The sequence below is a fragment of the Paracoccus hibiscisoli genome (assembly GCF_005048265.1).
Classification (GTDB): Bacteria; Pseudomonadota; Alphaproteobacteria; order Rhodobacterales; family Rhodobacteraceae; genus Paracoccus; species Paracoccus hibiscisoli.
On sequence record NZ_SUNH01000007.1, the window covers coordinates 75,979 to 101,589 of the forward strand.

Sequence of the window (25,611 nt, forward strand, 5' to 3'; positions counted from 1 at the left end):
CAGGCGCCCTTCCGGCGAGGTTCCCTGCGGAACCGATGGCCGAGGCGTAAATCCCGCCGCGGCGATTTGCAAGAGGCGCAATGCGCCCGCGGTCAGGCGCGCCCCAGCTTGACCAGACGCGCATCGCGCAGCCGCGCGAAATCGTCGCCCGCGTGATAGGATGACCGCGTCAGCGGCGTGGCCGAGACCATCAGGAACCCCTTGCCATAGGCAGCCTTTTCATAGCCCGCGAATTCCTCGGGCGTGACAAAGCGGTCGACGCGGTGATGCTTGGGGCTGGGCTGCAGGTACTGGCCGATGGTGATGAAATCGATATCGGCGGCGCGCATGTCGTCCATGACTTGCAGAACGCCCTGACGATCCTCGCCCAGGCCGACCATGATGCCCGATTTGGTGAACATGGTCGGGTCCAGCTCCTTGACGCGCTGCAGCAGGCGCAGCGAATGGAAATAGCGCGCGCCCGGACGCACCTCAGGGTAGAGGCCGGGCACCGTCTCCAGGTTGTGGTTGAAGACGTCGGGGCGCGCCGCGACCACGGTCTCCAGGGCGCCGGGGGCCGATTTCAGGAAATCGGGGACCAGCACCTCGATGGTCGAACCCGGAGAGCGGTGGCGGATCGCGCGGATGGTCTGGGCGAAATGCTCGGCCCCGCCATCGTCAAGATCGTCGCGATCGACGCTGGTGACGACGACGTGGTTCAGGCCCAGCTTTTGCACGGCATGGGCGACGCGGCCCGGCTCGAACGTGTCCAGGGCCTGGGGCTTGCCGGTCGCGACGTTGCAGAAGGTGCAGCCGCGGGTGCAGATCTCGCCCATGATCATCATGGTGGCGTGGCCCTGGCTCCAGCATTCGCCGACATTGGGACAGCCAGCCTCCTCGCAGACGGTGGAGAGGCGGTTCTCGCGCAGCAGATCGCGCGTTGCCTTGTAGCCCGCCGAGGTCGGCGCCTTGACGCGGATCCAGTCCGGCTTCTTGGGCTGGGCCTGGTCGGGTCGGTGCGCCTTTTCCGGGTGGCGCTGATCCGGGATCCTGAGGTCGCGCAAGGTCATGGTCCTTTCAATCGCGGTTCGGCCAGAAATAGGGCCTTTGCACCGGTTTGGCAACGCACAGCCTGCGACCGCAGCCGCATGGCAGACCTGCGGTCACGCACAGGCCAGCAACGGGCGCGCGGCTGCCGCCAGAACGCCCGCCAGATCGTCGAACCAGCCCTGCGCGGGCGTCGTCGCACGGCGCATCAGCACCACCTGCCGGGAGGGTTGCGGGTCGGGAAAGCGGATCGCGGTCAGGCCGGGGGCGGCCGCCAGCTCCTGCCGGCGGGCGATTTCGGGCAGGAAGGTCAGGCCCATCCCCTGAGCGGCCAGCCGGCACAGCGTAGAGAGCGACGCGGCCCCCAGGTCCAGCCGCGCGGCGCGGCGGTTCAGGCCACAGACCTCCAGCGCCTGATCGCCCAGGCAGTGGCCTTCGTCCAACAGCAGTAGCTGGCCCGGGTCCAGCGCGTCGGGCGACAGCGTGCCGTGGCGCAGATCGGCGATGCGCGCCGCGCTGCCTGCCAGCAGAAAGCGGTCGGTGAACAGCGGCACCGCGCGCATGTCCTCACCCTCGGGCGGGCTGGCCACGACGACGGCGTCCAGCCGCCCCGCCGCCAGTTCCTCCAGCAGGCGGTCGGTCTGCGCCTCGCGCAGATGCAGGTTGCGGCCGATGTCGCGGGCGCGCAGCACCGGCAGGGCCTCTGGCAGCAGATAGGGCGCGACGGTGGGAATCATCCCCAGCATCAGCCGGCCGCCCTGCCCCGGCTGGCGCAGATCCTGTTCCAGATCGGTCATTGCGCCCATCACGCGGCGCGCGTGGCGTTCCAGCGCGCGGCCCTGAGGCGTCAGGACGATGCCCTGGGGCGTCCGCTCGACCAGCCGCGCGCCGACCGAATCCTCCAGCGCGCGGATCTGCATGGACAGGGCGGGCTGGGTGACATTGATCGATTCCGCGGCGCGCGTGAAATGCAGATGCTGCGCCAGGGCCAGGAAATAGCGCAGCTGGCGCAGAGTGATGTTCATCAGAACACCTGACGATGTCGTGCGGATCTCATTATGCGACCTTATCGGACCGCGGGTGCGCCTGGCAAGGGCATGGCCCTGCCAGCGCGCGGGGTCGGATCAGCCGATCAGGCGCGACCCCTTGCCATAGGTTTCGGCATAGTGCCGCTCCAGCCGCATCAGCGCCAGGCGCAGCACGATCTTCCCCGAACGGGCGGACCAGCCGAGGCGACGCTCGGTCATCTCGATCCCCTCCAGGAAACAGCAGACGCGCAGCACGATGTCGCCCATGCCCGGTCCCAGATCGCGCAGCGCCAGCGCCACCCGGTCGCGCGCCGATTCCGACCCGCCGCGATAGCCGCCGCCCCCGCGCGACACGTCGATCCCCGAGGTCATGAACCCGTCCCAGTTCTGGGTGACGCGCGGCCCCATCTGGGCCAGTTCGAAATCCTCGCGCAGGCGTTCCCCGGCGGTCACCATCCCCGGCGTCAGAAAGGCCTGCCCGTCATGATCGCGCCGGCGCGCCAGCACCAGCAGCGGGCTTTCGGCGATGTTGACGCGGGCATGGCGGCGGCGCCCGTCCTCGGGATCGTCGATGACGCGGTTTTCCCAGACCCGGTGGCGGTCGGCGTGATCGAACCCGGCCTGCGCCTCGGCCATGCCCATCACGGGCTGCTCATCGGTGACCGGCTTGGCATCAACGAAGGCTGCGGGCCCCGGATGCACCGTACCCTGTTGGCGCGGCGAGCGCAGCATGTCGCGCAGCGCCTCGCGCCCGGCCGGAGAGATGACATAGCGCTGGATGCGCCCGCCGCCCCGGGTCTGCACGACCCATCCCTTGAGGGCCAGCGTCTCGGCCAGGGCCCGCTCCAGCACGGCGGTGCGGATGTCGTCGCGGGTCACGATGGCCTTGTCCATGCCCGGCGCCGAGGCCATCTCGGCGGACGGCTCTGCCAGGCGGCGCAGCACGCGCATGATCTGGCGTTCATCGGGACGGGCGGTCCCGTCCGGGCGGGGTTCCAGCGCGGTATCCACCAGCGGATCGTCGCGCCGGGCCTCAAAGCGCCGGATGCGGCGCATGATGGTCGAGGCGTGGCACCCCGCCTCGCGGGCCAGGGCACGGATGGTCACGCCCTGCTCGACATGGCGCAGATACAGCTGGGCGTCCTGTGTCATGTCATCGGGCGTGTGGTCGGGCCCGTTATCCGGCCCTTGCACCTGCGAACGGTGCTCCGCGACGCCCGAGTGGTTTGCGAAATCACCGGTCAATATGGTCATGTCAGGTCCCTTGTCGTCCTCGGGCAGCCCGGCAGATGACTACCCTGGGTTGAATGTTTCCCTGTGGTTAACAGGGTGTTTCTGCACATAGCCGCAACATTCACTAACAATTCCTAAAGAAGCCTTGTCCCACCGCGCGCTGCGACAGGGCTTTTGGCAACGCACGTCAAGGTTGTGTGATGGTGACCGCGTGGCAAACGCAAAGGACCCGCCCCATGACCGCAGCTTCGAACGTGATCCTCTTTCGGCCCCGCCCTGCGAATCAGGGCCTGCACCGTCCGGCCACGCTGATCCGCGCCGCCCGCGAAGGGCAGAAGTCGTGGAAGCGCGACCGCGATCTGCCCCGCCTGCTGCGCAGCGACCGCTGCCCCGCGCCTGGCGCCGTCCTGTCCCGCCTGCGGGCCGAGGAGGAGATCCAGAACGACATGCGTCAGACGCAGGCTGCCGAATACGACCTGCGCCGCCATGTGCTGCTGATGATCGCGATCCTGGCCGAGATGCGCGCCGCGATCGAGGCGGCGCCCATGCCGGTCACCGCCGTCGCGCTGTAGGCGTCAGCGTCTGCGGACCAGCGAGCCCAGAACGCCCCGGACCAGCGCCTGCCCGGTCCGGGTGCCCAACTGCCGCGCCAGGCTTTTGCCAAAGGTCTGCGCGATGCTGTCGGACCGCGCAGGCCCCGGCTTTGACACTGGTTTAGCCGCCGGTGGCCAGGGTTTGCCACGGCTCCCGCCCGGCATCTGGAACAGATCGGCATCGCTGCCGCCGCCCGCCTGTTCGGTGCGACGGGCCAGCATCTCATGCGCGGAATCGCGATCCAGCGCGGTGTCATAGCGCGCGGCCATCCCCGATGCCGCCATGACCGCCGCGCGCTGGTCGTCGGTGATCGGCCCGACATGGCTGAAGGGCGGCCGAATCAGCGTGCGCTGCGCGATGCCCGGAACCCCCTTGGGCTGCAGGAACGAGGTCACCGCCTCTCCGGTGCCGACCTGCTGGATGGCCTCGGCAATGTCGAAATCGGGATTGGCGCGGTAATTCTGCGCCGCATCGCGCAGGGCCTTCTGATCCTTGGCGGTAAAGGCGCGCAGGGCGTGCTGCACGCGGTTGCCCAGCTGCCCCAGCACCGCATCGGGAATATCGGCCGGGTTCTGCGTCACGAACCAGATGCTGACCCCCTTGGAGCGAATCAGCCGCGCGACCTGTTCGACCTTGTCGACCAGCGCCTTGGGCGCCCCGTCGAACAGCAGATGCGCCTCGTCAAAGAAGAATGCCAGATGCGGGCGGTCGGGGTCGCCCACCTCGGGCAGCTGCTCGAACAGCTCGGACAGCAGCCACAGCAGGAACGTCGCGTAAAGGCGCGGCGCGGTCATCAGGCGCGCGGCCGAGAGGATGTTGATCATGCCCCGGCCATCCGCGTCACGGCGCATCAGGTCCGACAGCGCCAGCGCGGGCTCTCCGAACAGACGGTCGCCGCCCTCGGTCTCCAGCACCAGCAACGCGCGCTGGATCGCGCCGACGCTGGCCGGGGCGACATTGCCGAATTCCTGCGACAGGGCAGCGGCGTTCTGACCCATCCAGACCAGCATCGCGCGCAGATCCTTGAGGTCCAGCAGCGGCAGCCCCTGCTGGTCGGCGACGCGAAAGGCAATGGTCATCACCCCCTCCTGCACATCCGTCAGGCCCAGCAGGCGCGACAGCAGCAGCGGCCCCATCTCGGCCGGGGTGGTGCGCACCGGATGGCCCTGCTGGCCCCAGATATCCCAGAAAGTCACCGGAAAGGCGCGATAGGTCAGATCCAGCCCGATCTGATCGGCGCGGGCCTGAAAGGCGTCGTGCATCTTGCCCTGATCCGATCCGGGCTGAGAGATCCCGCCCAGATCGCCCTTGGCATCGGCCAGAAAGACCGGAACGCCAGCCTCGGACAGGCTCTCGGCCAGGGTCTGGAGGGTGACGGTCTTGCCGGTGCCGGTGGCGCCCGCGATCAGACCGTGACGGTTTGCCAGCCGCAGCAGCAGCGTCTCGGGCGTGGCATGCCCTGCCCCTGCGCCGCCGACCGTCACCGTGCCCGCATCCGCGTCCAGAATCGCTCGCGTCATCATGTCCCTCGCCATTGCCTGCGCCCTGCGGCGCAACGTTCGCCCTGAAAACGCTATCTTAACGATTGTGTGGCAATGTTCACCTGTCCGGTTCACCTCCCGTGACCCGGACCTTCCTCCCTGTTGGACTGCCGCGCCCCCGGGCGCGGCTTTTTTTGTGATGAGGGCAGCAACCAAGGACAGTTGACGGATCACGGTCGCGCGACTAGCGTGCCCAGCAATGATGACCGGCCAGTCCGGCAGGGAGACTACGCAACGCGTCGGGGGCCGTGGTTCACACCACGGCCCTTCGCGTATGGGACAGACGCCCGATGCGCCGTCCCGGTTCCCCGCGACGTGACCGATTGCGCGGAACCCTGCCCAAGGCGCGGCGGCGCGCTGCCGGTGGGCATGCCGCGCGGGCGCGGATCAAGCCAAGGTGACAGCGCCGCCAGCGTCGGGGGGACTGACAAGCGCCGGGCCGCATGCTAGATCAGCCGCAATGCGTTGAGCAAAAGGAAGAAACATCCATGTCCATCAAATCCTCGCACGCGCTGATCGCGGCCCTGGCCCTGCTTGCTGGCCCGGCCTTTGCGCAGGATGCCCCCGCCCAGCCCGAAACCCAGACCGAGGCCCAAACCGAGGCTGAAACGGACGCCGCGACGCAGGCCCCCGCGGCGGAGGCCACCGAATCCACCGCCCCCGACGCGGCAACCGCCGATGCCGATGCCCCTGCGGCACCTGCAGCGCGCGACCCCGAGGGACCGGGCACCTATTACGCTAAGACCGAGCATGGCGACTGGACCATCCGCTGCATCCGCGCCGGTCAGGGCAAGGACCCCTGCGAGATGTACAAGCTGCTGACCGATGAGGATGACAACGCCGTCGCCGAACTGACGCTGGTGCCGCTGGAGAACGGCGATGTCGCCGCCGGTGCCACCCTGGTCGCGCCCCTTGAGACCGACCTGATCGAGGGCCTGGGCTTTCGCGTCGACCAGGCGGATTTCCGCGGCTATCCGTTCAGCTTCTGCGCGCCGGTGGGCTGCGTGTCGCGTCTGGGCTTTACCCCGGACGAGCTGGCCGGCATGAAGCGGGGCCGCACCGCCACCATCCAGCTGCTGCCCTTTGGCGGCGATCCGGCCTCTCCGGTGCAGCTGCCGATCTCGCTGACCGGGTTCACGGCCGCCTTTGACGAGCTGACCGCCTATGCCGCAGAACCCGCGCCCGAGGCCGAAGAAGACGCCGCTCCGGCAGAGTGATCCCCCTGACATGACAAGGCCGCGCCCCGATGGGCGCGGCCTTTTGCATGGGTCGCCCGTGTCAGACCCGGCGCAGCGCGATGACCGCGTTCAGCCCGCCAAAGGCGAAGGCGTTGGACAGCACCGCATCGACGCGGGCCTCGCGCGCCTCGTTCGGCACCACGTCCAGCGCGCATTCCGGGTCGGGTTCCTGATAGCCGATCGTGGGCGCGATCACCCCGTCGCGCAACGCCATGATGCAGGCCAGCAACTCGACGGCGCCGGTGCCGCCGATCAGATGCCCGTGCATCGACTTGGTCGATGAGATCATCAGCCGGTCCGCGTGATGGCCGAAGGCATGGGCCACGGCGGCGCATTCCGTCTTGTCATTGGCCGCGGTGCCCGTTCCGTGGGCATTGATATAGCCGATATCCTCGCGGTTCAGACCGGCATCCATCATCGCGCCGGTGATCGCGCGCTCGGCCCCCTGGGCGGACGGCATGACGATGTCCTGCGCATCAGACGACATGGCAAAGCCCACAACCTCGGCCAGGATCTCGGCGCCGCGGGCATGGGCGTGTTCGTAATCCTCAAAGACAAACACGCCCGCACCCTCGCCCTGGACCATGCCGTTGCGGTTGGCACTGAAGGGGCGGCAGGCGTCCTTGGACATGACGCGCAACCCCTCCCAGGCCTTGACGCCGCCAAAGCAGAGCATCGCCTCGGAGCCGCCCGACAGCATCACATCGGCCGCCCCCGACCGCACCATCTGGAACGCCAGCCCCATCGCGTGATTGCTGCTGGCGCAGGCGGTGGCGACGGTAAAGGCCGGACCGCGCAGGCCGAATTCCATGCTGACATGGCTGGCCGCGGCATTGTTCATCAGCTTGGGCACGACGAAGGGGTGAACGCGGTTCTTGCCCTCCTCATAGACGGCGCGGTAATTCTCGTCCCAGGTGTTCAGCCCGCCGCCCGCCGTGCCCAGCACAACCCCCGACCGCAACCCAAGCGCGCCCTGGAAATGCAGGCCCGCCTGTTCGACCGCCTGCTTGGCCGCCAGCAGCGTGAACTGGGTGAACTTGTCATAGAGCAGGATCTGCTGGCGGTTGAAATAGGTCTCGGGGGTCCAGTCATGGACCTGCGCACCGATCTGGATCGACAGGCGGTCCACGTCGCGGAACTCCAGCTGGGTGATGCCGCAGCGGCCATCGCGGAACGCCTGCATCGTCGATGCGACGTCATGGCCAAGCGCGTTGATCGTACCCGCCCCGGTGATGACCACCCGGCGCAACCCGCCGCGCCCGGCCAGATCGCGCCCGCCCTGAATCGCAGGGGCGGCGCGGCCCGCGTCGATCAGCGCCTCGTCCAGCGGCTTGCTCATCCGGCCTTGTCCGCGACCAGGCGATGCACGGCCGCGATGATCGTGCCCATGTTCGAGATGTCGAATTCCGACTTTTCCGGCTCGTTCGCGTTGAACGGGATCGAGATGTCGAACTCCTCCTCGATGGCAAAGATCGATTCGACCAGACCCAGGCTGTCGATGCCCAGATCGGCGGGGGTCGCCTGATCGGTGATCTGGTCGGGGTCCAGCATGGCCTGTTCGGCGATGATGGCCCGAATGCGCGTGGTGATGTCGTCTGTCATGTCGCCTCCTGTTCAGCCCTTTTCCAACAGGCGTGTCACGGATTCCTGAAGCTTTGACAACTGTTGCGCGAAACGCGGCAGGCGCCGCATCGCCTTCTGGATCTCCATCTGGGTCTCCATCTTGACGGCGGGGTTGCCCAGGATCACGCGGCCTGCGGGAACGCGGGAATAGATCTTGGTGGCGCCGCCCGCGATCACGTCGGAGCCCACCTGGATGTTGTCGCTGACGCCCACCTGGCCTGCCAGCACCACCCGGTCGCCGATCACCGACGATCCGGCGATGCCCACCTGGCTGCACAGCAGGCAGTCGCTGCCCACGACCACGTTATGCGCGATCATCACCAGGTTGTCGATCTTGGTGCCCCGGCCCACGCGGGTGGCGCGGATGGTGCCTCGGTCGATGGTGGCATTCGCGCCGATCTCGACATCGTCGCCGATCTCGACCCCGCCAAGCGAATGGATGCGGGTCCAGTGCTGCTGGCGGATGTCCGCGCGGGTGCCCAGGGTGCGGCGGATCTCCTCGATCCCCGATTCCTCGGGCGTGACAAAGGAAAAGCCGTCGCCGCCGATCACCGCGCCGGGCTGCACGATCAGCCGGTCGCCCGCCGTCACGCCATGGCCGATGCGCACGCCGGGATGGATCAGCGCGCCCTGCCCGATGCGCGTGCCGCGCCCGATGCTGGCATGCGCGCCGATCCGCGCCCCCAGCCCGATCGCCACATCCGCGCCGATGACCACGAAGGGCCCGACGGCGGCGCCCTCGGCCAGCTGCGCGGTGGGGTCAATGACCGCCGTGGGGTGGATGCCGGGCGCGATGTCGGGGCCGGGATCAAAGGCGCGCGTCAGCCCTGCCATCACCAGGCGCGGGCGCGGCGCAAAGATCGCGGCCTTGAGGCCATAGGCCGCGGGGTCCATGCCCTGCGCCAGGATGGCGATGCTGCCGGGGCGCAGCTGATCGGCGTATTTCGGGGCCATGGCCATGGCCAGCTGGCCACCCTGGGGGCCTGCGGGTTCCACGGCGGACGGTTCCGCCGCGCCGGTCACCCGGATCGTCGCATCGCCCCAGCACTGCGCGTCCAGAGCCCGCGCCAGCTCACCCATCGTCAGGACCATGGTCCCCCCTTTCGCGCAAGGGCTTAGCCTGTTTGGGTCGCTGCTTCCAGTGCCTGCGTTCCCCCTGCGGTCACAACCCGGAGGGTGCGCCAAAGCCCTCCGCCTCCAGCGCAGCCCAGATGCGGGCGTCGCGGCCATAGATGTCGTCGAACAGCCGCACCCGCCCGTCCATCCCCGGCCAGGCGGTGAAATAGACCAGATGCACCGGCACCGCGGGCGTCAGCTTCAGCCAGGTCTCGCGGCCGCTGTCGCGGGCGCGCTGGAACATCGCCGCAGGGCTCTCCGTCTGGCGCGACAGCAGCGCATGGGCCAGATCGACCGGGTCGCCGATGCGGATGCAGCCGTTCGACTCCGCGCGCACGCGGTTGGCGAACAGATGCTTGGACGGCGTGTCGTGCAGATAGATGTTCCAGGGGTTGGGAAAGATGAACTTGACCACGCCCAGGGCATTGTCGTCGCTTGGCTTCTGGCGCAGGCGGAACGGGAAATTCGCGGCCGTATAGGCGCTGAAATCGATGCCGTCGCGCGACAGCACCTGACCGCGACCGTCGACCACGTCCAGATGCGACACGGCATGGCGGTTGGCCTGCAGACGCGGCAGGTAGTCGCGCACCGCGATGGACCGGGGCACGTTCCAGCTGGGATTGACGACGACATTGGCCATCATCTCGGAAAATTCGGGGGTGCGCATCTCGGGCGTGTCCTTGCCCATGACGCTGCGGGTGCGGAACAGCTCGGTCCCGCCCTCGACGATTGTGGTGCTGAATTCGGGGATATTCACCCAGACATGGCGGCGGTCCAGATCCTCGGACCCCATCCAGCGCATCCGCTCCAGCGCAACGATGATCGCCCGCTGGCGGGCATCGCGCCCGCTGGCGCCGTCGCCGTTCAGCGCCGCGATGGTGCGCGGCCCTGCCACGCCGTCATCGGGCAGACCCGCCGCCCGCTGATAGGTCAGCACGGCATCGGTCAGGCCCGCGTCAAAGACGGCATCGTCGCCGGCCTGCCCCGCCATCCCGATGGCCGCCAGCCGCGCGCGCAGCACAGCCACCGCCGGATCGCGCATGCCCGCCCGCCACACGCCCTCGGGGATGCGCGGCAGGCCCGCAGGCACGGCCAGGTCGGCGCGGCCCGCCAGAGCCTCCTGCAGGGTCAGATAGGCCGGATGATCGGGCGCCGCACCCGCCACGACCGCCGCAGGGTCCGCCGCATGCTGGAACCGCGTCAGCAGGCTCGCCACACGGTCACGGCGCGGCTGCCGCTTGATTTCGGGATCGACGCGGGCCGGGTTCAGCACGCCGCCGGTCAGGTCGCGCAGCAGGCGCGACAGAGCGCGGGCATGAGCCACCTCGGAGGCCAGCCCACCCCCCGCATCCAGCGCCTCCGGGCGATAGCGCGCCGCCGGGATGCCGTGACGCGGCGCGCCCGCGATGGCCGCCTGCACCGCCTGCCGTCGGGCGGCACCCTCGGGGCCCTGAAACACGGGTCGCAGGCCGTTGCTGCCGTAAAACGCGGCAAGGTCGGGGTCGTCGGACACGGCCATCGCCAGGGCCATCTGATCGCGGGTGAAATCCAGCCGTGGCGCAACGGACACGCTCACGGGAAAGAGAGCCTCCTGCGCCGCGGCACGCGGCACGACCCCGGGCAAAAGCCCCGCAAATGCCAGCGACAGCACGCCCGCAACCCACCGATCCATCATTCTGCACCCCCGGAACCTGCCCCGATCATCCCACAACAGCCCCCGGCGCGCCATCGCCCATCCCCCTGTTTGCAGAGCGGAAAACAGGGCGTGTCGCGGGCGCCACAGTGGCGGAACCGATTTGCAACTCTCCGTGATATCGGCAAGTTCCCGCCGAAATTCGCGCTATGGTGGTTTCAACGCCCAGAATCTGTTTCGTGGCGCACGCCCTTTTGACATATTGTTAATCAGGTCGGGGATAAACCACGACCGGCGGCTCTCGCTGATGGCCGACGAAAAACGAAGCAGGACAGGCGATCTGACATGACAATGGACCTTATCTCCCGTCGCGGCATTCTGGGTGTGTTCGCGGCCACGACTGTTGCGGCGACCCCCGTGATGGCCAACGCCTTCGGTTTTCTGCGCGGCAACGCAGGCGACATGCGGCGGGTCAAGATGTATAACGGGCGCACCGGCGAAAGCATCGACACCGTTTATTGGGTCGACGGCAAGTACATCCGCGAGGCCCTGAACGAGATCAACGTCTTCATGCGCGACTGGCGCACCGGAGAGGTGATCGGCATCGATCCCCGCATGGTGGACGTGGCCGCCGCGTCGGCACGCCTGCTGCAGACCAACGAACCCTACATGATGCTGTCGGGCTATCGCTCGCCGCGCACCAACGCCATGCTGCGCCGCCAGTCGGGCGGGGTGGCCCAGAACTCGCTGCACCTGACCGGCAAGGCGGCCGATCTGCGGCTGAAGTCGCGCTCGGTCGGGCAGATGTATCAGGCGGCGGTGGCCTGCCGCGCAGGCGGGGTCGGTCGCTACAGCCGGTCGAACTTCGTGCATATGGATTGCGGTCCGGTCCGCACCTGGGGCAGCTGATCCTTGCAGGCATGCCCGCCGCGCAAGCGCCCTCTGCCCCGGCAGACGGCGTTTTCCGCGTTTTCCGGCTTGCCCTCGCGCGCGGGGCTTGCCACCTTGCCCGCAGACACACCAGATGAACGGACCTGCATGAGCCCCCTCCAGACGCGTCGCTTCCGTACCGCCAAGAAAATCCAGGCTGCGGCCGTCGAACTGGCCGTCCGCGACGGCTTGGCGAATGTCACGACCGAAGCGATTGCGCGCCATGCCGGAATCAGCACGCGCACGTTCTTCAACTATTATCCCTACAAGGAAGCGGCCCTGATGGGTCCACCGCCCGACTATCCGCCCGAGGCGTCCGAGGCCTTTGCAGCTGGCAAGGGCCGCCTGATCGACGATCTGGGCCTGCTGATCGAGGCGCATCTGGCCCGCTATCTGGGCGAGCGCGAGATGATCGGCGCCCTGTTGGCCCTGTCGGAAAAGGACGCCAAGCTGGAGGCCCTGCGCAACAGCGCGATGCTGTCGCGCCGCGCCCAGATGCGCGCCCTACTGCACCGCCGCCTGCCCGGATCGGACGAGCGCGTGATCGAGATCCTGGCCGCCGCCATCATCGCCTGCACCCATGCCGCGACCAAGGATTGGGTGGCGGGAACGCGGCTGGATTTCATCGCCGCCGCGCATGAGAATCTGTCGCTGATTCTGGTCGCCGCCGAGATGCTGGACAAGCCCGCCTCAGGGCCCGCCTAAGGCGTCAGCAGCTTGCGATAGAGGTCGTCCAGGAAGGCCCCGCCCTCGGCCACCGGGTCGCGGCCCTCACCCAGGACGGCGCGGACCTGGATCTCGAAATCGGCGTAATGCTGGGTCATCGACCAGATCGAGAAGATCAGGTGGCGCGGCTCGACCCGCGCCAGCCGACCCTCGTCCATCCAGCGCTCCAGCACGACGACGGTGCGGTCCACGATCTCGCGCAGGCCCCCGCCCAGGATCTCGGTCAGATGCGGCGCGCCCTGCAGGATCTCATAGGCGAACAGCCGGCTCTCGCGTGGATAATCGCGCGACATCAAAAGCTTGGCCCGGACATAGCCCAACACCTGGTCCAGCGGGTCGCCCTGAGGGTCGATCTGCTGCATCGGCGCCAGCCACATCTCCAGCAGCGTGGTCAGCAGCGCCTTGTGGATCTCGTCCTTGGAGCCGAAATAATACAGCACGTTGGGCTTGGACAGGCCCGCGGCCTTGGCGATCTGGTCGATCGTGGCACCGCGAAAGCCGTTGGCCGAGAACGCCTCCAGCGCGCCCTGCAGGATCAGGTCGCGGTTCTTCTGCTGAATTCGGGTCATCGGCGGTGCGCTTGCGTCTGTCATCGATGCTCCGGCTCTGGCATGATCTGAAAATGGGCAGTTGCACGGGAATTGCCAATGGCCCTGTCAGGACGCTTGACTGCCCATGGACCCGTGCTAGCCTGATCCTGACCGTTTGGTCAATATTCCGTGAGGACGTACCCATGCCGCTGGACCGCAAGCCCGCCCCGAATGATCTGCGCGCCTTCTGGATGCCCTATACCGCGAACCGCCAGTTCAAGTCGGCGCCGCGCATGCTGGTCGCATCCAAGGACATGCATTACACCGCCGCCGATGGCCGCCAGATCCTGGACGGGACGGCGGGCCTGTGGTGCTGCAACGCGGGCCATTGCCGCCCCCGGATCACCGAAGCCGTGCAGAACCAGGTCGGAGAGCTGGACTATGCCCCCGCCTTCCAGATGGGCCACCCGCTGGCGTTCGAGCTGGCCAACCGCATCGTGGACATCGCGCCCGACGCGATGGAGCATGTGTTCTACTGCAACTCGGGCAGCGAGGCGGTCGATACCGCGCTGAAGATCGCGTTGGCCTATCACCGCGCGCGGGGCGACGCGGCCCGCACCCGGCTGATCGGGCGCGAGCGCGGCTATCACGGCGTGGGCTTCGGCGGCATTTCCGTGGGCGGCATCGTCAACAACCGCCGCCATTTCGGCACCCTGCTGGCGGGCGTGGACCACATGCCCCACACTCATCTGCCCGAGAACGTGTTCACCAAGGGCCAGCCCGAACATGGCGCGCATCTGGCCGATGAGCTGGAGCGGATCGTGGCCCTGCACGGCGCCGAGACCATCGCCGCCGTGATCGTCGAGCCGATGGCCGGATCGACCGGCGTGCTGATGCCGCCCAAGGGCTATCTGGAAAAGCTGCGCGCGATCACCAAAAAGCACGGCATCCTGCTGATCTTCGACGAGGTGATCACCGGCTTCGGCCGCCTTGGCAGCCCCTTCGCCGCCCAGCATTTCGGCGTGACGCCGGACATGATCTGCTGCGCCAAGGGCCTGACCAACGGCGTGATCCCGATGGGCGCGGTGCTGGCCAGCGCCGAAATCCACGACGCCTTCATGCAGGGCCCCGAGCATCTGATCGAACTGTTCCACGGCTACACCTATTCCGGCAATCCGATCAGCTGCGCCGCCGCCATTGCCACGCTGGACACCTATGCCGAGGAAGGTCTGCTGACTCGCGCGGCCAGCCTGGAAACCTATTGGCAGGAGGCGATCCACGGGCTGCGCGATCATCCGAACGTGGTCGATATCCGCAACATGGGCCTGATCGGCGCGGTCGAACTGGCCCCCATCGACGGACAGCCCGGCAAGCGTGCCTTCGATATCTTCGTGCGCGCCTTCGAGGCGGGCATCCTGATCCGCGTGACCGGGGACATCATCGCCATGTCGCCCCCGCTGATCATCAGCGAGGCCCAGATCGACCATCTGATCGGCACGCTTGGCGAGGTGCTGAAGACGGCCGCGTAAGCGGCCCTGACCCATCCAGCCGACCCCGCGATAGAATGGGGCGGCCCGACAGGAAGGACTGACGAATGAGCGACGCAAGTGGCGTGATGACGGCTGCGAACATGACGGTCGATGGTGATCGGCTGTGGGACAGCCTGGAGCAGATGGCCCAGATCGGTCCCGGCATCGCGGGCGGCTGCAACCGCCAGACCCTGACCGATGCCGATGCCGAGGGGCGCGCCCTGTTCCAGCGCTGGTGCGAGGATGCCGGCATGACCATGGCCGTCGACCGGATGGGCAGCATGTTCATGCGCCACGAAGGGACCGAGCCCGATCTGGACCCCGTCCATATCGGCAGCCACCTGGACACGCAGCCGACCGGCGGGCGCTATGACGGCGTTCTGGGCGTGCTGGCGGGGCTGGAGGTCGTGCGCTCGATCCGCGATCTGGGCATCCGCACGCGGCGGCCCATCGTGGTGACCAATTGGACCAATGAGGAAGGTGCCCGCTTTGCCCCGGCGATGCTGGCGTCGGGCGTTTTTGCCGGGGTGCTGACCGAGGATTACGCCAACAGCCGAGAGGATGCCGACGGCAAGCGGTTCGGCGATGAGCTGGATCGCATCGGCTGGCGCGGGACCGAAGCGCCGGGCGACCGCCGCATCCACGCCATGTTCGAGCTGCATATCGAGCAGGGTCCGATCCTGGAGGCCGAAGGCAAGCAGATCGGCGTCGTGACCCACGGTCAGGGCCTGTGGTGGCTGGAGGTGACGCTGACCGGCAAGGATGCGCATACCGGATCGACGCCGATGCATCTGCGGGTGAATGCGGGCCTGGGCATGGCGCGGATCATCGAGGCGGTGCATCGCATCGCCATGGACCACCAGCCCGATGCCGTGGGCGCGGTGGGTCAGGCCTTTTTGTCGCCCAACAGCCGCAATGTGATCCCGGGAAAGGCGGTCTTCTGCATCGATTTCCGGTCTCCGGATCTGGAGAAGCTGACCTCGATGCGATCAAGGTTGGAGGCAGAAGCCGCTGATATTGCGGCTGACCTGGGCCTGGGCATCGCGATTGAACCCGTCGGGCATTTCGACCCGGTGAGCTTTGACGAGGACCTAGTCGGCAAGGTGCGGGGCGCGGCCGAGAGGCTGGGTTACAGCCACATGGATATCGTTTCTGGTGCGGGGCATGACGCCTGCTGGATCGCCAAGGTCGCGCCGACGGTGATGATCATGTGCCCCTGCGAGGGCGGGCTGAGCCATAACGAGGCCGAGGCGATCACCCCCGATTGGGCGCGGGCGGGCGCCGACGTGCTGTTGCACGCGGTGCTGGACGCCGCCGAGATCGTCCGCTGACGCGGACCACGACCGGGGGTTTCACCCCCGGACCCCCAGGATATTTGAATGAAGAAGAGGGATGCGATGAGCACGGTCATCAGAGGCGGCACGATCGTCACGGCGGATCTGAGCTATGCGGCGGATGTGCTGATCGAAGGGGGCCGGATCGCGGCCATCGGTCAGGGGCTGGTCGGCGATACGGTTCTGGATGCCAGCGGCTGTCTGATCATGCCGGGCGGGATCGACCCGCATACGCATCTGGAGATGCCCTTCATGGGCACCTATTCCGCCGATGACTTCGAGAGCGGGACGCGGGCTGCGCTGGCGGGCGGGACGACGATGGTCGTGGATTTCGCTTTGCCCTCGCCGGGTCAGGGGCTGCTGGACGCGCTGCAGATGTGGGACAACAAGGCGGGCCGCGCGCATTGCGATTACAGCTATCACATGGCGGTGACGTGGTGGGGGGAGCAGGTTTTCGACGAGATGCAGGCGGTCGTGGACCGGGGCATCACCAGCTTCAAGCATTTCATGGCCTACAAGGGCGCGCTGATGGTGAATGACGACGAGTTGTTCGCGTCCTTCCGCCGGGTGGGCGATCTGGGCGGCATCGCGATGGTGCATGCCGAGAATGGCGATGTGGTGGCCGAGCTGTCCGCGCGGCTGCTGGCCGAAGGCAATACCGGCCCCGAGGCGCATGCCTATTCCCGCCCGCCCCAGGTCGAGGGCGAGGCCACGAACCGCGCCATTATGGTGGCCGACATGGCGGGTGTGCCGCTGTATGTCGTCCATGTCAGCTGCGAGGACAGCCACGAGGCGATCCGTCGCGCGCGCGCCGCGGGCAAGCGCGTCTGGGGTGAGCCGCTGATCCAGCATCTGGTGCTGGACGAATCCGAATATTTCAACGCCGATTGGGACCATGCCGCGCGGCGGGTCATGTCGCCGCCCTTCCGCAACAAGCTGCATCAGGACAGCCTGTGGGCCGGGCTGCAATCGGGCAGCCTGTCTGTCGTGGCGACCGATCACTGTGCCTTTACCACCGAGCAGAAGCGCACGGGCATGGGCGATTTCACCAAGATTCCCAACGGCACCGGCGGTCTTGAGGATCGGATGCCTGTCCTGTGGACGCACGGCGTGGGCACGGGGCGGCTGACGCCCAACGAATTCGTGGCCGTCACCTCGACCAACATCGCCAAGGTGCTGGGGATGTATCCCAGGAAGGGCGCCGTGCTGGTCGGCAGCGACGCCGATCTGGTGGTCTGGGACCCCGAGGCCGAGAAGGTCATCAGCGCGGGCGCGCAGCAATCGGCCATTGATTACAACGTTTATGAGGGGCAGCGGGTCAAGGGCCTGCCGCGCTTCACCCTGACCCGCGGCGTGGTCGCCGTGACCGAGGGCAAGATCGACAGCCGCGAAGGGCATGGCGAATTCGTGGCCCGCGAACCGCGCGGCCAGGTGAACCGCGCCCTGACCGCCTGGAAGGAGCTGACGGCCCCGCGCCCGGTCCAGCGTTCGGGCATTCCGGCAAGCGGGGTCTGAGGTGCAGACCATCGAGGCACGGGGCGTCAGCCTGACCTTTCAGACCGCCGACGGGCCGGTCCATGCGCTCAAGGACGTCGATCTGACCGTCGCGCCCGGCGAATTCGTCAGCTTTATCGGGCCGTCGGGCTGCGGCAAGACGACCTTTCTGCGCTCGATCGCGGCGCTGGAGACGCCCACCGGCGGCACGTTGCGCGTCAACGGGATGGAGCCGGACGCGGCGCGGCGGGCGCGGGCCTATGGCTATGTCTTTCAGGCGCCGGGGCTGTATCCGTGGCGGACGATTTCAGGGAACATCTCGCTGCCGCTTGAGATCATGGGGTTTTCCAAGGCCGATCGTGCCGAGCGCATTGCCCGTGTCATGGACCTGGTCGAGCTGTCGGGCTTTGGCGGCAAGTTCCCCTGGCAGCTGTCGGGCGGCATGCAGCAGCGCGCCAGCATCGCCCGGGCGCTGGCCTTTGACGCCGATATCCTGCTGATGGACGAGCCCTTCGGCGCGCTGGACGAGATCGTGCGCGACCGCCTGAACGAGGCGCTGCTGGCGTTGTGGCGCAAGACCGGCAAGACCATCGGCTTTGTCACCCATTCGATCCCCGAGGCGGTCTATCTGTCGACCAAGATCGTCGTGATGTCGCCGCGTCCGGGCCGCATCACGCGGGTGATCGACAGCACCCTGCCCCCGGATCGCCCGCTGGACATCCGCGACACGCCTGAATTCATCGCCCTGGCTCATGAGGTCCGCGAGGGCCTGCGTGAGGGGCACAGCTATGACTGACGCGGTGCTCAACGCGCCCACAGCTCGGCGCTGGCGGCTGTCCACGGGCAACCTGCTGCCGATCCTGACGGTGCTGCTGGTCATCGTCGCGGTCTGGTATCTGGCCGCGATGCGCATGAACGCCACGTGGGAACGCGACCAGGCCGTCCGCGCAGGCGTCGAGCTGACCCTGCCCGACCTGATCACCCGCACGCTGACCCAAGACCGCCCCGTCCTGCCCGCGCCCCATCAGGTCGCCGCAGGCCTGTGGGAGGGGGTGGCCGGACAGCCCGTCACCTCGCGCCGCAGCCTGGTCTGGCATGCCTGGGTCACGCTGTCCGCGACGCTGGCGGGCTTTGCCATCGGCACCGGGGCGGGCGTCCTGCTGGCCGTGGGCATCGTGCACAGCCGCAGCATGGACCAGTCGGTCATGCCTTGGGCCGTCGCCAGCCAGACCGTGCCCATCCTGGCCATCGCGCCGATGGTGATCGTCGTCATGTCCAGCGCGGGCATCACGGGCCTGCTGCCCAAGGCGATCATCGCGGCCTGGCTGTCGTTCTTTCCGGTGCTGGTCGGCATGGTCAAGGGCCTGCGCACGCCCGATGCGATGCAGACGGACCTGATGCGATCCTGGAGCGCCAGCGGCAGCCAGCAGTTCTGGCGGCTGCGGCTGCCCTCGTCCCTGCCCTACCTGTTCGCCAGCCTCAAGGTCGCGATCGCCGCCGCTCTGGTCGGCACCATCGTCGCCGAACTGCCCTCGGGCGCCACGGCGGGCCTTGGGGCGCGGCTGCTCTCGGGCAGCTATTACGGGCAGACGGTGCAGATCTGGTCGGCGCTGTTCGTGGCCGCCATCCTGGCCGCCACGCTGGTCGCCATCGTCAGCGTCATCGAACGCCGCACCCTGACCCGCATGGGGCTGGCCCGATGAGCGCGCTTCCCATCATCGGCGTCTGGCTGGGCGGTTGGGCGCTGAACATCTGGCTGTCGCGCTTCGACACGCAACTGACGCGGACGCTGGTCGCGGTGATCTTCGGCGCGACGATCATCGCCCTCTGGGAGATGATCGTGCGGGCATACGCCATCCCCACCGTCATCCTGCCCGCGCCCAGCCAGATCGCGGCCAGCGTCAAAGCCAATACCGGCATCCTCTGGACCGATTTCGTCCAGACGATCCTGAAGGGCGCGCTGACCGGCTGGCTGATCGGGGCTGCGGCCGCGGTGCTGACCGCCATCGCCATCGACCGCAGCCCGTTCCTGCAGCGCGGGCTGCTGCCCATCGGGAACTTCGTCGCCGCCCTGCCCATCGTCGGCATCGCGCCGATCCTGGTGATGTGGTTCGGCTTCGACTGGCAATCCAAGGCCGCCGTGGTCGTGGTCATGGTGTTCTTTCCGATCCTGGTGAACATGGTGGCGGGGCTGAAGGCCACCGACGCGATGCAGCGCGACCTGATGGCCAGCTGGGCTGCGCCCTATGGGGCCAGCTTGTGGAAGCTGCGCCTGCCCGCCGCGATGCCCTTTCTGTTCAACGGGTTGAAGATCACCACCACGCTGGCCCTGATCGGCGCGATCGTTGCCGAATTTTTCGGCAGCCCGACGCGCGGCATGGGGTTCCGCATCTCGACCGCCGTGGGGCGTCTGGACCTGCCGCTGGTCTGGGCCGAGATTGTCGTGGCGGCACTGGCGGGAACGCTGTTCTATGGACTTGTCGCTTTGATCGAAAAGAAGGTGACGTTCTGGCACCCGTCGCAGCGCAACTAACCGGGGCCGCATCCACATTCGGTGGGCCCCACCAACAGGAGAGACGGGAAATGACACGACTGATGACCGGGGCCGCGGCCCTTGCGCTGATGGCCGGGGCCGCGCAGGCGGGCGATCTGACGCTGCAGCTGAAATGGGTCACGCAGGCCCAGTTCGCGGGCTATTACGTCGCGCTGGAAAAGGGATTCTATGAGGAGGAGGGCGTCAACCTGACAATCCTGCCCGGCGGTCCCGACATCGCGCCCACCCAGGTGCTGGCGGGCGGCGGCGCGGATGTGATCGTCGAATGGATGCCCGCCGCCCTGGCTGCGCGCGAAAAGGGCCTGCCGCTGGTGAATATCGCCCAGCCCTTCAAGGCGTCGGGGATGATGCTGACCTGCCTGCAGGAAAGCGGCATCACCGATCCGGCCACCGATTTCGCGGGCAAGACCCTGGGTGTCTGGTTCTCGGGGAACGAATACCCGTTCCTGTCCTGGATGAACACGCTTGGCCTGTCGACCGAGGGCGGGGCCGATGGGGTCACGGTGCTCAAGCAGGGCTTCAACGTCGATCCGCTGCTGCAAAAGCAGGCCGCCTGCATCAGCACCATGACCTATAACGAATACTGGCAGGTGATCGATGCGGGCATTTCCGAGGACGACCTGATCACCTTCAAGTATGAGGATCAGGGCGTGGCGACGCTGGAGGATGGCCTTTATGTGCTGGAGGGCACGCTGGAGGACAGCGAGAAGGTCACCGATCTGGTCGGCTTTGTCCGTGCCAGCATGCGCGGCTGGCAATATGCCGCCGAGAACCCCGAGGAGGCCGCCCAGATCGTTCTGGACAACGATGAGACCGGCGCCCAGACCCTGGAGCATCAGACCCGCATGATGACCGAGATCGCCAAGCTGCTGGAGGGATCAGACGGCACCCTGGCCGAGGCCGATTACCAGCGGACCGTGGACATCCTGCTGGCGGGGGGCTCGGACCCGGTGATCCAGGCCGCGCCCGAAGGGGCGTGGGTGTCGACGATCACCGACCGCGCCTTCGACTGATTAAGACCGTCGCCGGCAACCAAGGGCCGCCCCCGGGGGCGGCCCTTTTCTCATGCGCTATTCTGCGGGCTGGGCCTTGGCCATGCGGCGCTCCTCGCGGCGCAGCCTGCGGCGACCGTCCCAGGCCAGCAGCGTCGGCGTCAGGAACAGCGTCACCGCCGTCGCCACGACCAGACCGCCCGCGATGCCGGTCGACAGCTGGATCCAGAACTGTCCCGACGGCGCCCCAAAGAAAAGGTCGCGCCCGGTAAAGTCGATGGTCATGCCCAGCACCATCGGGATCAGGCCGATCACCGTGGTCCCCGCGGTCAGCAGCACGGGGCGCGTGCGCTCCGATGCGGCGCGCAGAGCGGCCTCGTCCGCCGACAGGCCGGCGTCGCGATGTTCGTTATAGGCGTCGATCAGCACGATGTTGTTGTTCACCACCACGCCCGCCAAGGCCAAGATGCCGATTCCGCTCATCACGATCGAGAACGCCTCCTGCCGGATCATCAGCCCCAAGAACACGCCCGAGATCGAGAAGATGATCGCCGTCAGCACCAGCCCCGCCTGGAAAAAGCTGTTCATCTGCGTCAGCAGGATCGTGAACATCAGCAGGATCGCGGCGACAAAGGCGCCCACCAGGAAGGTCATCGCCTCCTCCTGGTCCTCGATCTCTCCGCCGAAGGTGACCTCGACGCCCTCGGGCATCTCGGCCTGGTCGATGGCCGCCTGGATGCGGGCCAGCTCGGCCTGCAGCGTCGCCCCCGGCGCCAGGTCCGCGGTCAGCGTCTGCGTCTCGCGCGAGGCGATGCGGGTGATGGCCGCGGGCGCCGGCGCAGGCACGATCTGCACCACGTTCGAGATCGGCACCTGCGCGCCCGAAGGCCCCGCCACGCGCAGCGCCGACAGGTTCTCCAGGTTGCGCTGGCTGGGCGGATAGCGCAGGGCGATGTCCACCTCGTCATCGGCGAAATCGGGCAGATAGGTGCCCAGGTTCACGCCCGTCGTCAGCAGCTGCACCGCCGTGCCGATGGTGTTCATGTCGATGCCGTAACGGGCCGATTCCTCGCGATCGACGATCAGCCGGATCTCGGGGTTGGGGCGCGGCGTGTCGTTGGCGATGTCGACGAAGCTGCCCTGCGCCTGCATCAGCCGCTCGACCTCGGCGGCGGCCTGCTGCAGCGCGGGGCGGTTGGTGGCCGAGATCTCGATCTGAACGGGGCGCGTGGCGCCGGGGCCCGAGGCCGCGGCCTCGATCTGGATGCCCAGGCCCGGAACCTCGGACGTGGCGGCGCGCATCTGGTCGATGACCTCGCCCGAAGGGGCGCGGCCGCGCCAATCGGTGAACTCGACCTGGATCTGGCCGATCACGTCGCTGGACAGGCTGGACCGGACCCGCTCTTCGACGCTGCCGATGGTGCGGGAATAGACCCGCTCGATCCCCTCAAAGCCCAGAATGCGCTGTTCGATCAGGCCGACCAGACGGTCGCTTTCCTGCACCGACAGATTGCCGTTCGCGGTGATCTGGACCTGCGCACGTTCGGCGTCGGTTTCGGGAAAGAACTCGACCCCACGACCCAGCAGCGAATAGGCATAGAAGACCACCAGCACCGCCAGGATCGACAGCCCAAGCGTCGCGCCCGGCCGTGCCACGGTCCAGCCCGACACGCGCGCCATGACACCGGATCGGTCGCGATGGTCGGGTTCAGCCGGCATGTCGGGCGCGCCGCCCAGCACGCTGCCGCAGACCGGCACAAAGATCAGCGCCATCAGCAGCGACATCAGCAGCGTCGCGATCATCGTCGCGGGCAGATAGAACATGAACTGCCCCGCCAGCCCCGGCCAGAACAGCAGCGGAAAGAACACCGCCAGCGTCGTCGCGGTCGACGAGGTGATGGGCCAGGCCATGCGCTGTGCGGCCATGCGGAACGCGTCGCGTTTCGAATGGCCCTGCGCGATCAGCCGTTCGCCCAGCTCGACCACCACGATGGCGCCGTCGACCAGCATCCCCACCACCAGGATCAGCGCGAACAGCACGATCACGTTTAGCGTGAACCCAAGCGCCCAGATGATCAGGATGCCGCCCAGGAACGACCCCGGAATGGCCACCGCCACCAGAAGGGACGCGCGGACCCCCAGAAACAGCACCGTCACCAGCATGACCAGCACGACCGCGGCGATCACGTTGTTCTGCAGGTCGGACAGCAGGGTCCGCATCTCTTCGGACTGGTCGTTCATGAAGACGACATTGACCTGTTCGGGCCAGTCGGCGCGGGTCTCGTCCACGACCGCGCGGACGGCCTCGACCGTGTCGATGATGTTGGCGCCCGCCGATTTGCGCACGTCCAAGGCCAGGGCCGGCTGGCCGTCGATGCGGGCAAAGCTGATCGGGTCCTTGAAGGTCTGGCGCACCTCGGCCACGTCCTGCACGCGCAGCACCGTCGCCCCGTCGACCAGCACCGGGATCGACATGACCTCATCCAGGCGCACCACTGTGCCGGGGATCGACACGCCAAGCCGCCCCGCCCCGGTGTCGAAGGACCCCGCCGCGATCAGCTGGTTGTTGGCGCGGATCGCCTGCGACAGCTGGTCCGGAGAGATGCCATAGGTCTCCAGCGCCAGGGGGTCGATCAGGATCTCCAGCTGGTCCTCACGCTCGCCGGTCAGGTCGGCCTGCAGCACGCCGCTGACCGTCTCGATGCGGTCGCTGAGCTGGCGGCCAAGGCGGATCAGCTCGCGCTCGGGGACCGGGCCGGACAGGGCCACCGTCAGGATCGGAAAGGTCGACATGTCGATTTCGCGCACGAAGGGGCCGTCGGCCTCGGGCGGGATGTCGGGGGCGGCGTCGTCCACCGCGTCCTTGACCGATTGCAGCGCGCTGTCCTGGTCAAAACCGGGCCGGAACTCCAGCGTGACCGAGGCGAAACCCTCGCTGGCCACGGTCTCCATCCGGCGCAGACCGTCCAGCGCGTTCACCTGACGCTCGATCGGCTCGGCCAGCAGGGTGGCGGCATCCTCGGCGCTGACGCCGCTATAGGTGACGTTTACGATAAAGATCGGGATATCGACCTCGGGCATCGATTCCTTGGGGATGGTCACATAGGCCATGAACCCCGACCCGATCAGCGCGACCATGATCAGCAGGACCGTGCGGGCGCGCGAAAACCCCGCCGCGATCAGCGCATTCATGGCGCGGCCACCGGCGCGGCATTGGCCGCACCGATCAGATCGGCAGCCGAACCGGGCGGCGCGGGTTCCGCAGAGCCCGCCCCCACCACGTCGCGATAGGCCTCGGGGGTGTCGCTGATGCGGGCCTTCTGCCCGTCGCTGAGCGCACCCTGAGAGATGGTGACGATGCGCGCGCGGTCCGGCAGGCCGGTGACCCAGATCGCCTCGGCGCGGGCCTGGGCGATCTCGACGGGGGCAAAGCGCAGCGTCTCGTCGTCACCGTCCACCACGAAGACGCCGATGCGCCCGGCATCGTCCAGCCGGATCAGCGCGGGCGACAGGCGATGCGCCCGCACCCCCTCCAGCGCCAGCGAGATCTGCGCGCTGAGGCCCGCGGGGATCGCGGCATCGTGGTTCGGCACCTCCAGCTCGACCCGGAATGTGCGGGTCTGCGCCGTGGCCACCGGAGAGATGAAGCGCACGCGGCCCACGGCCTCGTGACCGCCCTGGAACACGACATCGGCCTCTTGGCCCTGGCGGATCGCCGTGATCTCGGACTGGCGGACCTCGATCTGGGCGACCAGGGGGTCGTTCCGGACGATCTCCAGGACCTCGCCGCCGGCATCGACGAAGCTGCCCAGCTCGGCGATGACATTGCTGACGGTGCCGGTGATGGGCGCGGTCAGGCGGGTGTTCTGCAGCTCCAGCTCGGCGGCGCGCAGCTCGGCCCGCGCGGATTCCAGCTGGGCAAAGCGCGACTGCAGCTCGGCCTCGGAGGTCACGCCGCGTTCGCGCAGCTGGCGGGCTGCGTCATAGTCGCGCTCGGCCGATCCGACGGCGGCCTGGGCGCGGGCCACGCCCGCCTCACGGTCATCGGCGGACAGACGCGCCAGCTGGTCGCCCTGGGTGACGGTCTCGCCCTGGCGGACGACCTCCTCGACGATGCCCGCGGTGCGCGCGCGCAGGATCGAGGTCTGGTCGGGCACCACATTGCCGAACAGCACTGTGCGCGGCACGATCTCTTCGGCGACCGACAGGCTGGCCGCGACATGGGGGATTGCGGCCTCAAGTGGGGCTGCCTGTTCGGGGGGTTGGCGGTTCAGCATCCCGCCGCCGATCCAGAAGGCCAGAAACCCCAGGATCGCCAGAAAAACCAGCGTCGAGGAAGACAGATACCGCGCCATGACCGTCCCATTCACAATAAAAACCGGCCATGCAGCGACCGTCGGGCTGCATGCGCGCCCTGAACCTGTGCCTTAGATGGTTTCTTGCGGCCCGCAGGTCAACAGCCCCGCCCCCTAACACCTGCGTCATGGTGC

The 25,611-nt window shown here is 67.8% G+C and carries 22 protein-coding genes; 11 read left to right on the plus strand and 11 right to left on the minus strand.

Annotated elements, in window-relative coordinates:
• Positions 1-92: 92 nt before the first annotated feature.
• From lipA to FA740_RS05545, 3 genes are all read right to left on the minus strand, one after another.
• Entirely contained in the window at positions 93-1,049 is a 957-nt protein-coding gene (gene lipA, locus FA740_RS05535; protein ID WP_136855787.1) for a lipoyl synthase, read from the minus strand.
• A gap of 93 nt (positions 1,050-1,142) precedes the next feature.
• Positions 1,143-2,051 carry a hydrogen peroxide-inducible genes activator gene (locus FA740_RS05540; RefSeq protein WP_136855788.1) on the minus strand — a complete coding sequence of 303 codons (909 nt, stop codon included), beginning with the start codon at positions 2,049-2,051 and terminating at the stop codon, positions 1,143-1,145.
• Positions 2,052-2,150: 99 nt separating this feature from the next.
• The gene (locus tag FA740_RS05545) at positions 2,151-3,308 is read right to left on the minus strand and encodes a DUF6456 domain-containing protein (RefSeq protein WP_136855789.1); all 1,158 of its coding nucleotides are present in this window, start codon (positions 3,306-3,308) and stop codon (positions 2,151-2,153) included.
• A gap of 215 nt (positions 3,309-3,523) precedes the next feature.
• Between FA740_RS05545 and FA740_RS05550 the strand changes: the two genes are divergently transcribed.
• On the plus strand, positions 3,524-3,859 hold the full coding sequence (locus tag FA740_RS05550) for a DUF6477 family protein (protein WP_136855790.1): 336 nt from the start codon (positions 3,524-3,526) through the stop codon (positions 3,857-3,859).
• A gap of 3 nt (positions 3,860-3,862) precedes the next feature.
• Here the strand turns inward: FA740_RS05550 and FA740_RS05555 are convergent, their stop codons facing one another.
• On the minus strand, positions 3,863-5,401 hold the full coding sequence (locus tag FA740_RS05555) for a helicase HerA-like domain-containing protein (protein ID WP_136855791.1): 1,539 nt from the start codon (positions 5,399-5,401) through the stop codon (positions 3,863-3,865).
• Between the two features lie 509 nt (positions 5,402-5,910).
• On the opposite strand from FA740_RS05555, the gene FA740_RS05560 reads away from it, so the two are divergent.
• Positions 5,911-6,639: an invasion associated locus B family protein gene (locus FA740_RS05560; RefSeq protein ID WP_136855792.1), complete on the plus strand. Its 729-nt coding sequence runs from the start codon at positions 5,911-5,913 to the stop codon at positions 6,637-6,639.
• Positions 6,640-6,700: 61 nt separating this feature from the next.
• Here FA740_RS05560 and FA740_RS05565 read toward each other — a convergent pair whose 3' ends face one another.
• The 4 genes from FA740_RS05565 to FA740_RS05580 all read right to left on the minus strand — a co-directional run bounded on the left by FA740_RS05565 (position 6,701) and on the right by FA740_RS05580 (position 11,074).
• Positions 6,701-7,909, minus strand: a complete 1,209-nt coding sequence (locus FA740_RS05565) for a beta-ketoacyl-[acyl-carrier-protein] synthase family protein (RefSeq protein ID WP_136855900.1) — start codon at positions 7,907-7,909, stop codon at positions 6,701-6,703.
• Between the two features lie 86 nt (positions 7,910-7,995).
• A complete protein-coding gene (locus FA740_RS05570; protein WP_136855793.1) occupies positions 7,996-8,262 on the minus strand; it encodes an acyl carrier protein in 267 nt (88 codons plus the stop codon).
• 12 nt (positions 8,263-8,274) lie between these two features.
• On the minus strand, positions 8,275-9,375 hold the full coding sequence (gene lpxD / locus FA740_RS05575; RefSeq protein WP_136855794.1) for a UDP-3-O-(3-hydroxymyristoyl)glucosamine N-acyltransferase: 1,101 nt from the start codon (positions 9,373-9,375) through the stop codon (positions 8,275-8,277).
• 70 nt (positions 9,376-9,445) lie between these two features.
• Positions 9,446-11,074 carry a L,D-transpeptidase family protein gene (locus FA740_RS05580; protein ID WP_246053476.1) on the minus strand — a complete coding sequence of 543 codons (1,629 nt, stop codon included), beginning with the start codon at positions 11,072-11,074 and terminating at the stop codon, positions 9,446-9,448.
• Positions 11,075-11,377: 303 nt separating this feature from the next.
• Here FA740_RS05580 and mepK point away from each other — a divergent pair, with 303 nt between their 5' ends.
• Positions 11,378-11,941 carry a peptidoglycan L,D-endopeptidase MepK gene (gene mepK, locus FA740_RS05585; protein WP_136855795.1) on the plus strand — a complete coding sequence of 188 codons (564 nt, stop codon included), beginning with the start codon at positions 11,378-11,380 and terminating at the stop codon, positions 11,939-11,941.
• 129 nt (positions 11,942-12,070) lie between these two features.
• Positions 12,071-12,667 carry a TetR/AcrR family transcriptional regulator gene (locus tag FA740_RS05590; protein WP_136855796.1) on the plus strand — a complete coding sequence of 199 codons (597 nt, stop codon included), beginning with the start codon at positions 12,071-12,073 and terminating at the stop codon, positions 12,665-12,667.
• On the opposite strand, the gene FA740_RS05595 is transcribed toward FA740_RS05590, so the two are convergent.
• On the minus strand, positions 12,664-13,257 hold the full coding sequence (locus FA740_RS05595) for a TetR family transcriptional regulator C-terminal domain-containing protein (RefSeq protein ID WP_246053478.1): 594 nt from the start codon (positions 13,255-13,257) through the stop codon (positions 12,664-12,666). The genes FA740_RS05590 and FA740_RS05595 overlap by 4 nt on opposite strands.
• Before the next feature lie 164 nt (positions 13,258-13,421).
• On the opposite strand from FA740_RS05595, the gene aptA reads away from it, so the two are divergent.
• The 7 genes from aptA to FA740_RS05630 all read left to right on the plus strand — a co-directional run bounded on the left by aptA (position 13,422) and on the right by FA740_RS05630 (position 21,142).
• The gene (aptA, locus tag FA740_RS05600; RefSeq protein ID WP_136855798.1) at positions 13,422-14,747 is read left to right on the plus strand and encodes an omega-aminotransferase AptA; all 1,326 of its coding nucleotides are present in this window, start codon (positions 13,422-13,424) and stop codon (positions 14,745-14,747) included.
• A 65-nt stretch (positions 14,748-14,812) separates the two neighbouring features.
• Positions 14,813-16,078: a Zn-dependent hydrolase gene (locus tag FA740_RS05605; protein ID WP_420873131.1), complete on the plus strand. Its 1,266-nt coding sequence runs from the start codon at positions 14,813-14,815 to the stop codon at positions 16,076-16,078.
• A 66-nt stretch (positions 16,079-16,144) separates the two neighbouring features.
• The gene (gene hydA / locus FA740_RS05610) at positions 16,145-17,596 is read left to right on the plus strand and encodes a dihydropyrimidinase (RefSeq protein WP_136855903.1); all 1,452 of its coding nucleotides are present in this window, start codon (positions 16,145-16,147) and stop codon (positions 17,594-17,596) included.
• A gap of 1 nt (position 17,597) precedes the next feature.
• A complete protein-coding gene (locus FA740_RS05615; protein WP_136855799.1) occupies positions 17,598-18,371 on the plus strand; it encodes an ABC transporter ATP-binding protein in 774 nt (257 codons plus the stop codon).
• Complete coding sequence (locus FA740_RS05620) at positions 18,364-19,278, plus strand: ABC transporter permease (RefSeq protein ID WP_136855800.1); 915 nt, start codon at positions 18,364-18,366, stop codon at positions 19,276-19,278. The genes FA740_RS05615 and FA740_RS05620 overlap by 8 nt, the downstream gene beginning before the upstream one ends.
• Complete coding sequence (locus tag FA740_RS05625; RefSeq protein ID WP_136855801.1) at positions 19,275-20,108, plus strand: ABC transporter permease; 834 nt, start codon at positions 19,275-19,277, stop codon at positions 20,106-20,108. The genes FA740_RS05620 and FA740_RS05625 overlap by 4 nt, the downstream gene beginning before the upstream one ends.
• A 50-nt stretch (positions 20,109-20,158) precedes the next feature.
• Entirely contained in the window at positions 20,159-21,142 is a 984-nt protein-coding gene (locus FA740_RS05630) for an ABC transporter substrate-binding protein (protein ID WP_136855802.1), read from the plus strand.
• Between the two features lie 57 nt (positions 21,143-21,199).
• Here FA740_RS05630 and FA740_RS05635 read toward each other — a convergent pair whose 3' ends face one another.
• Together FA740_RS05635 and FA740_RS05640 are read right to left on the minus strand one after the other, a co-directional pair.
• Entirely contained in the window at positions 21,200-24,313 is a 3,114-nt protein-coding gene (locus FA740_RS05635; RefSeq protein WP_136855803.1) for an efflux RND transporter permease subunit, read from the minus strand.
• Positions 24,310-25,476 (minus strand): efflux RND transporter periplasmic adaptor subunit, encoded by a 1,167-nt coding sequence (locus FA740_RS05640; protein WP_136855804.1) that lies wholly within the window; start codon positions 25,474-25,476, stop codon positions 24,310-24,312. The genes FA740_RS05635 and FA740_RS05640 overlap by 4 nt, the downstream gene beginning before the upstream one ends.
• Positions 25,477-25,611: the final 135 nt, after the last annotated feature.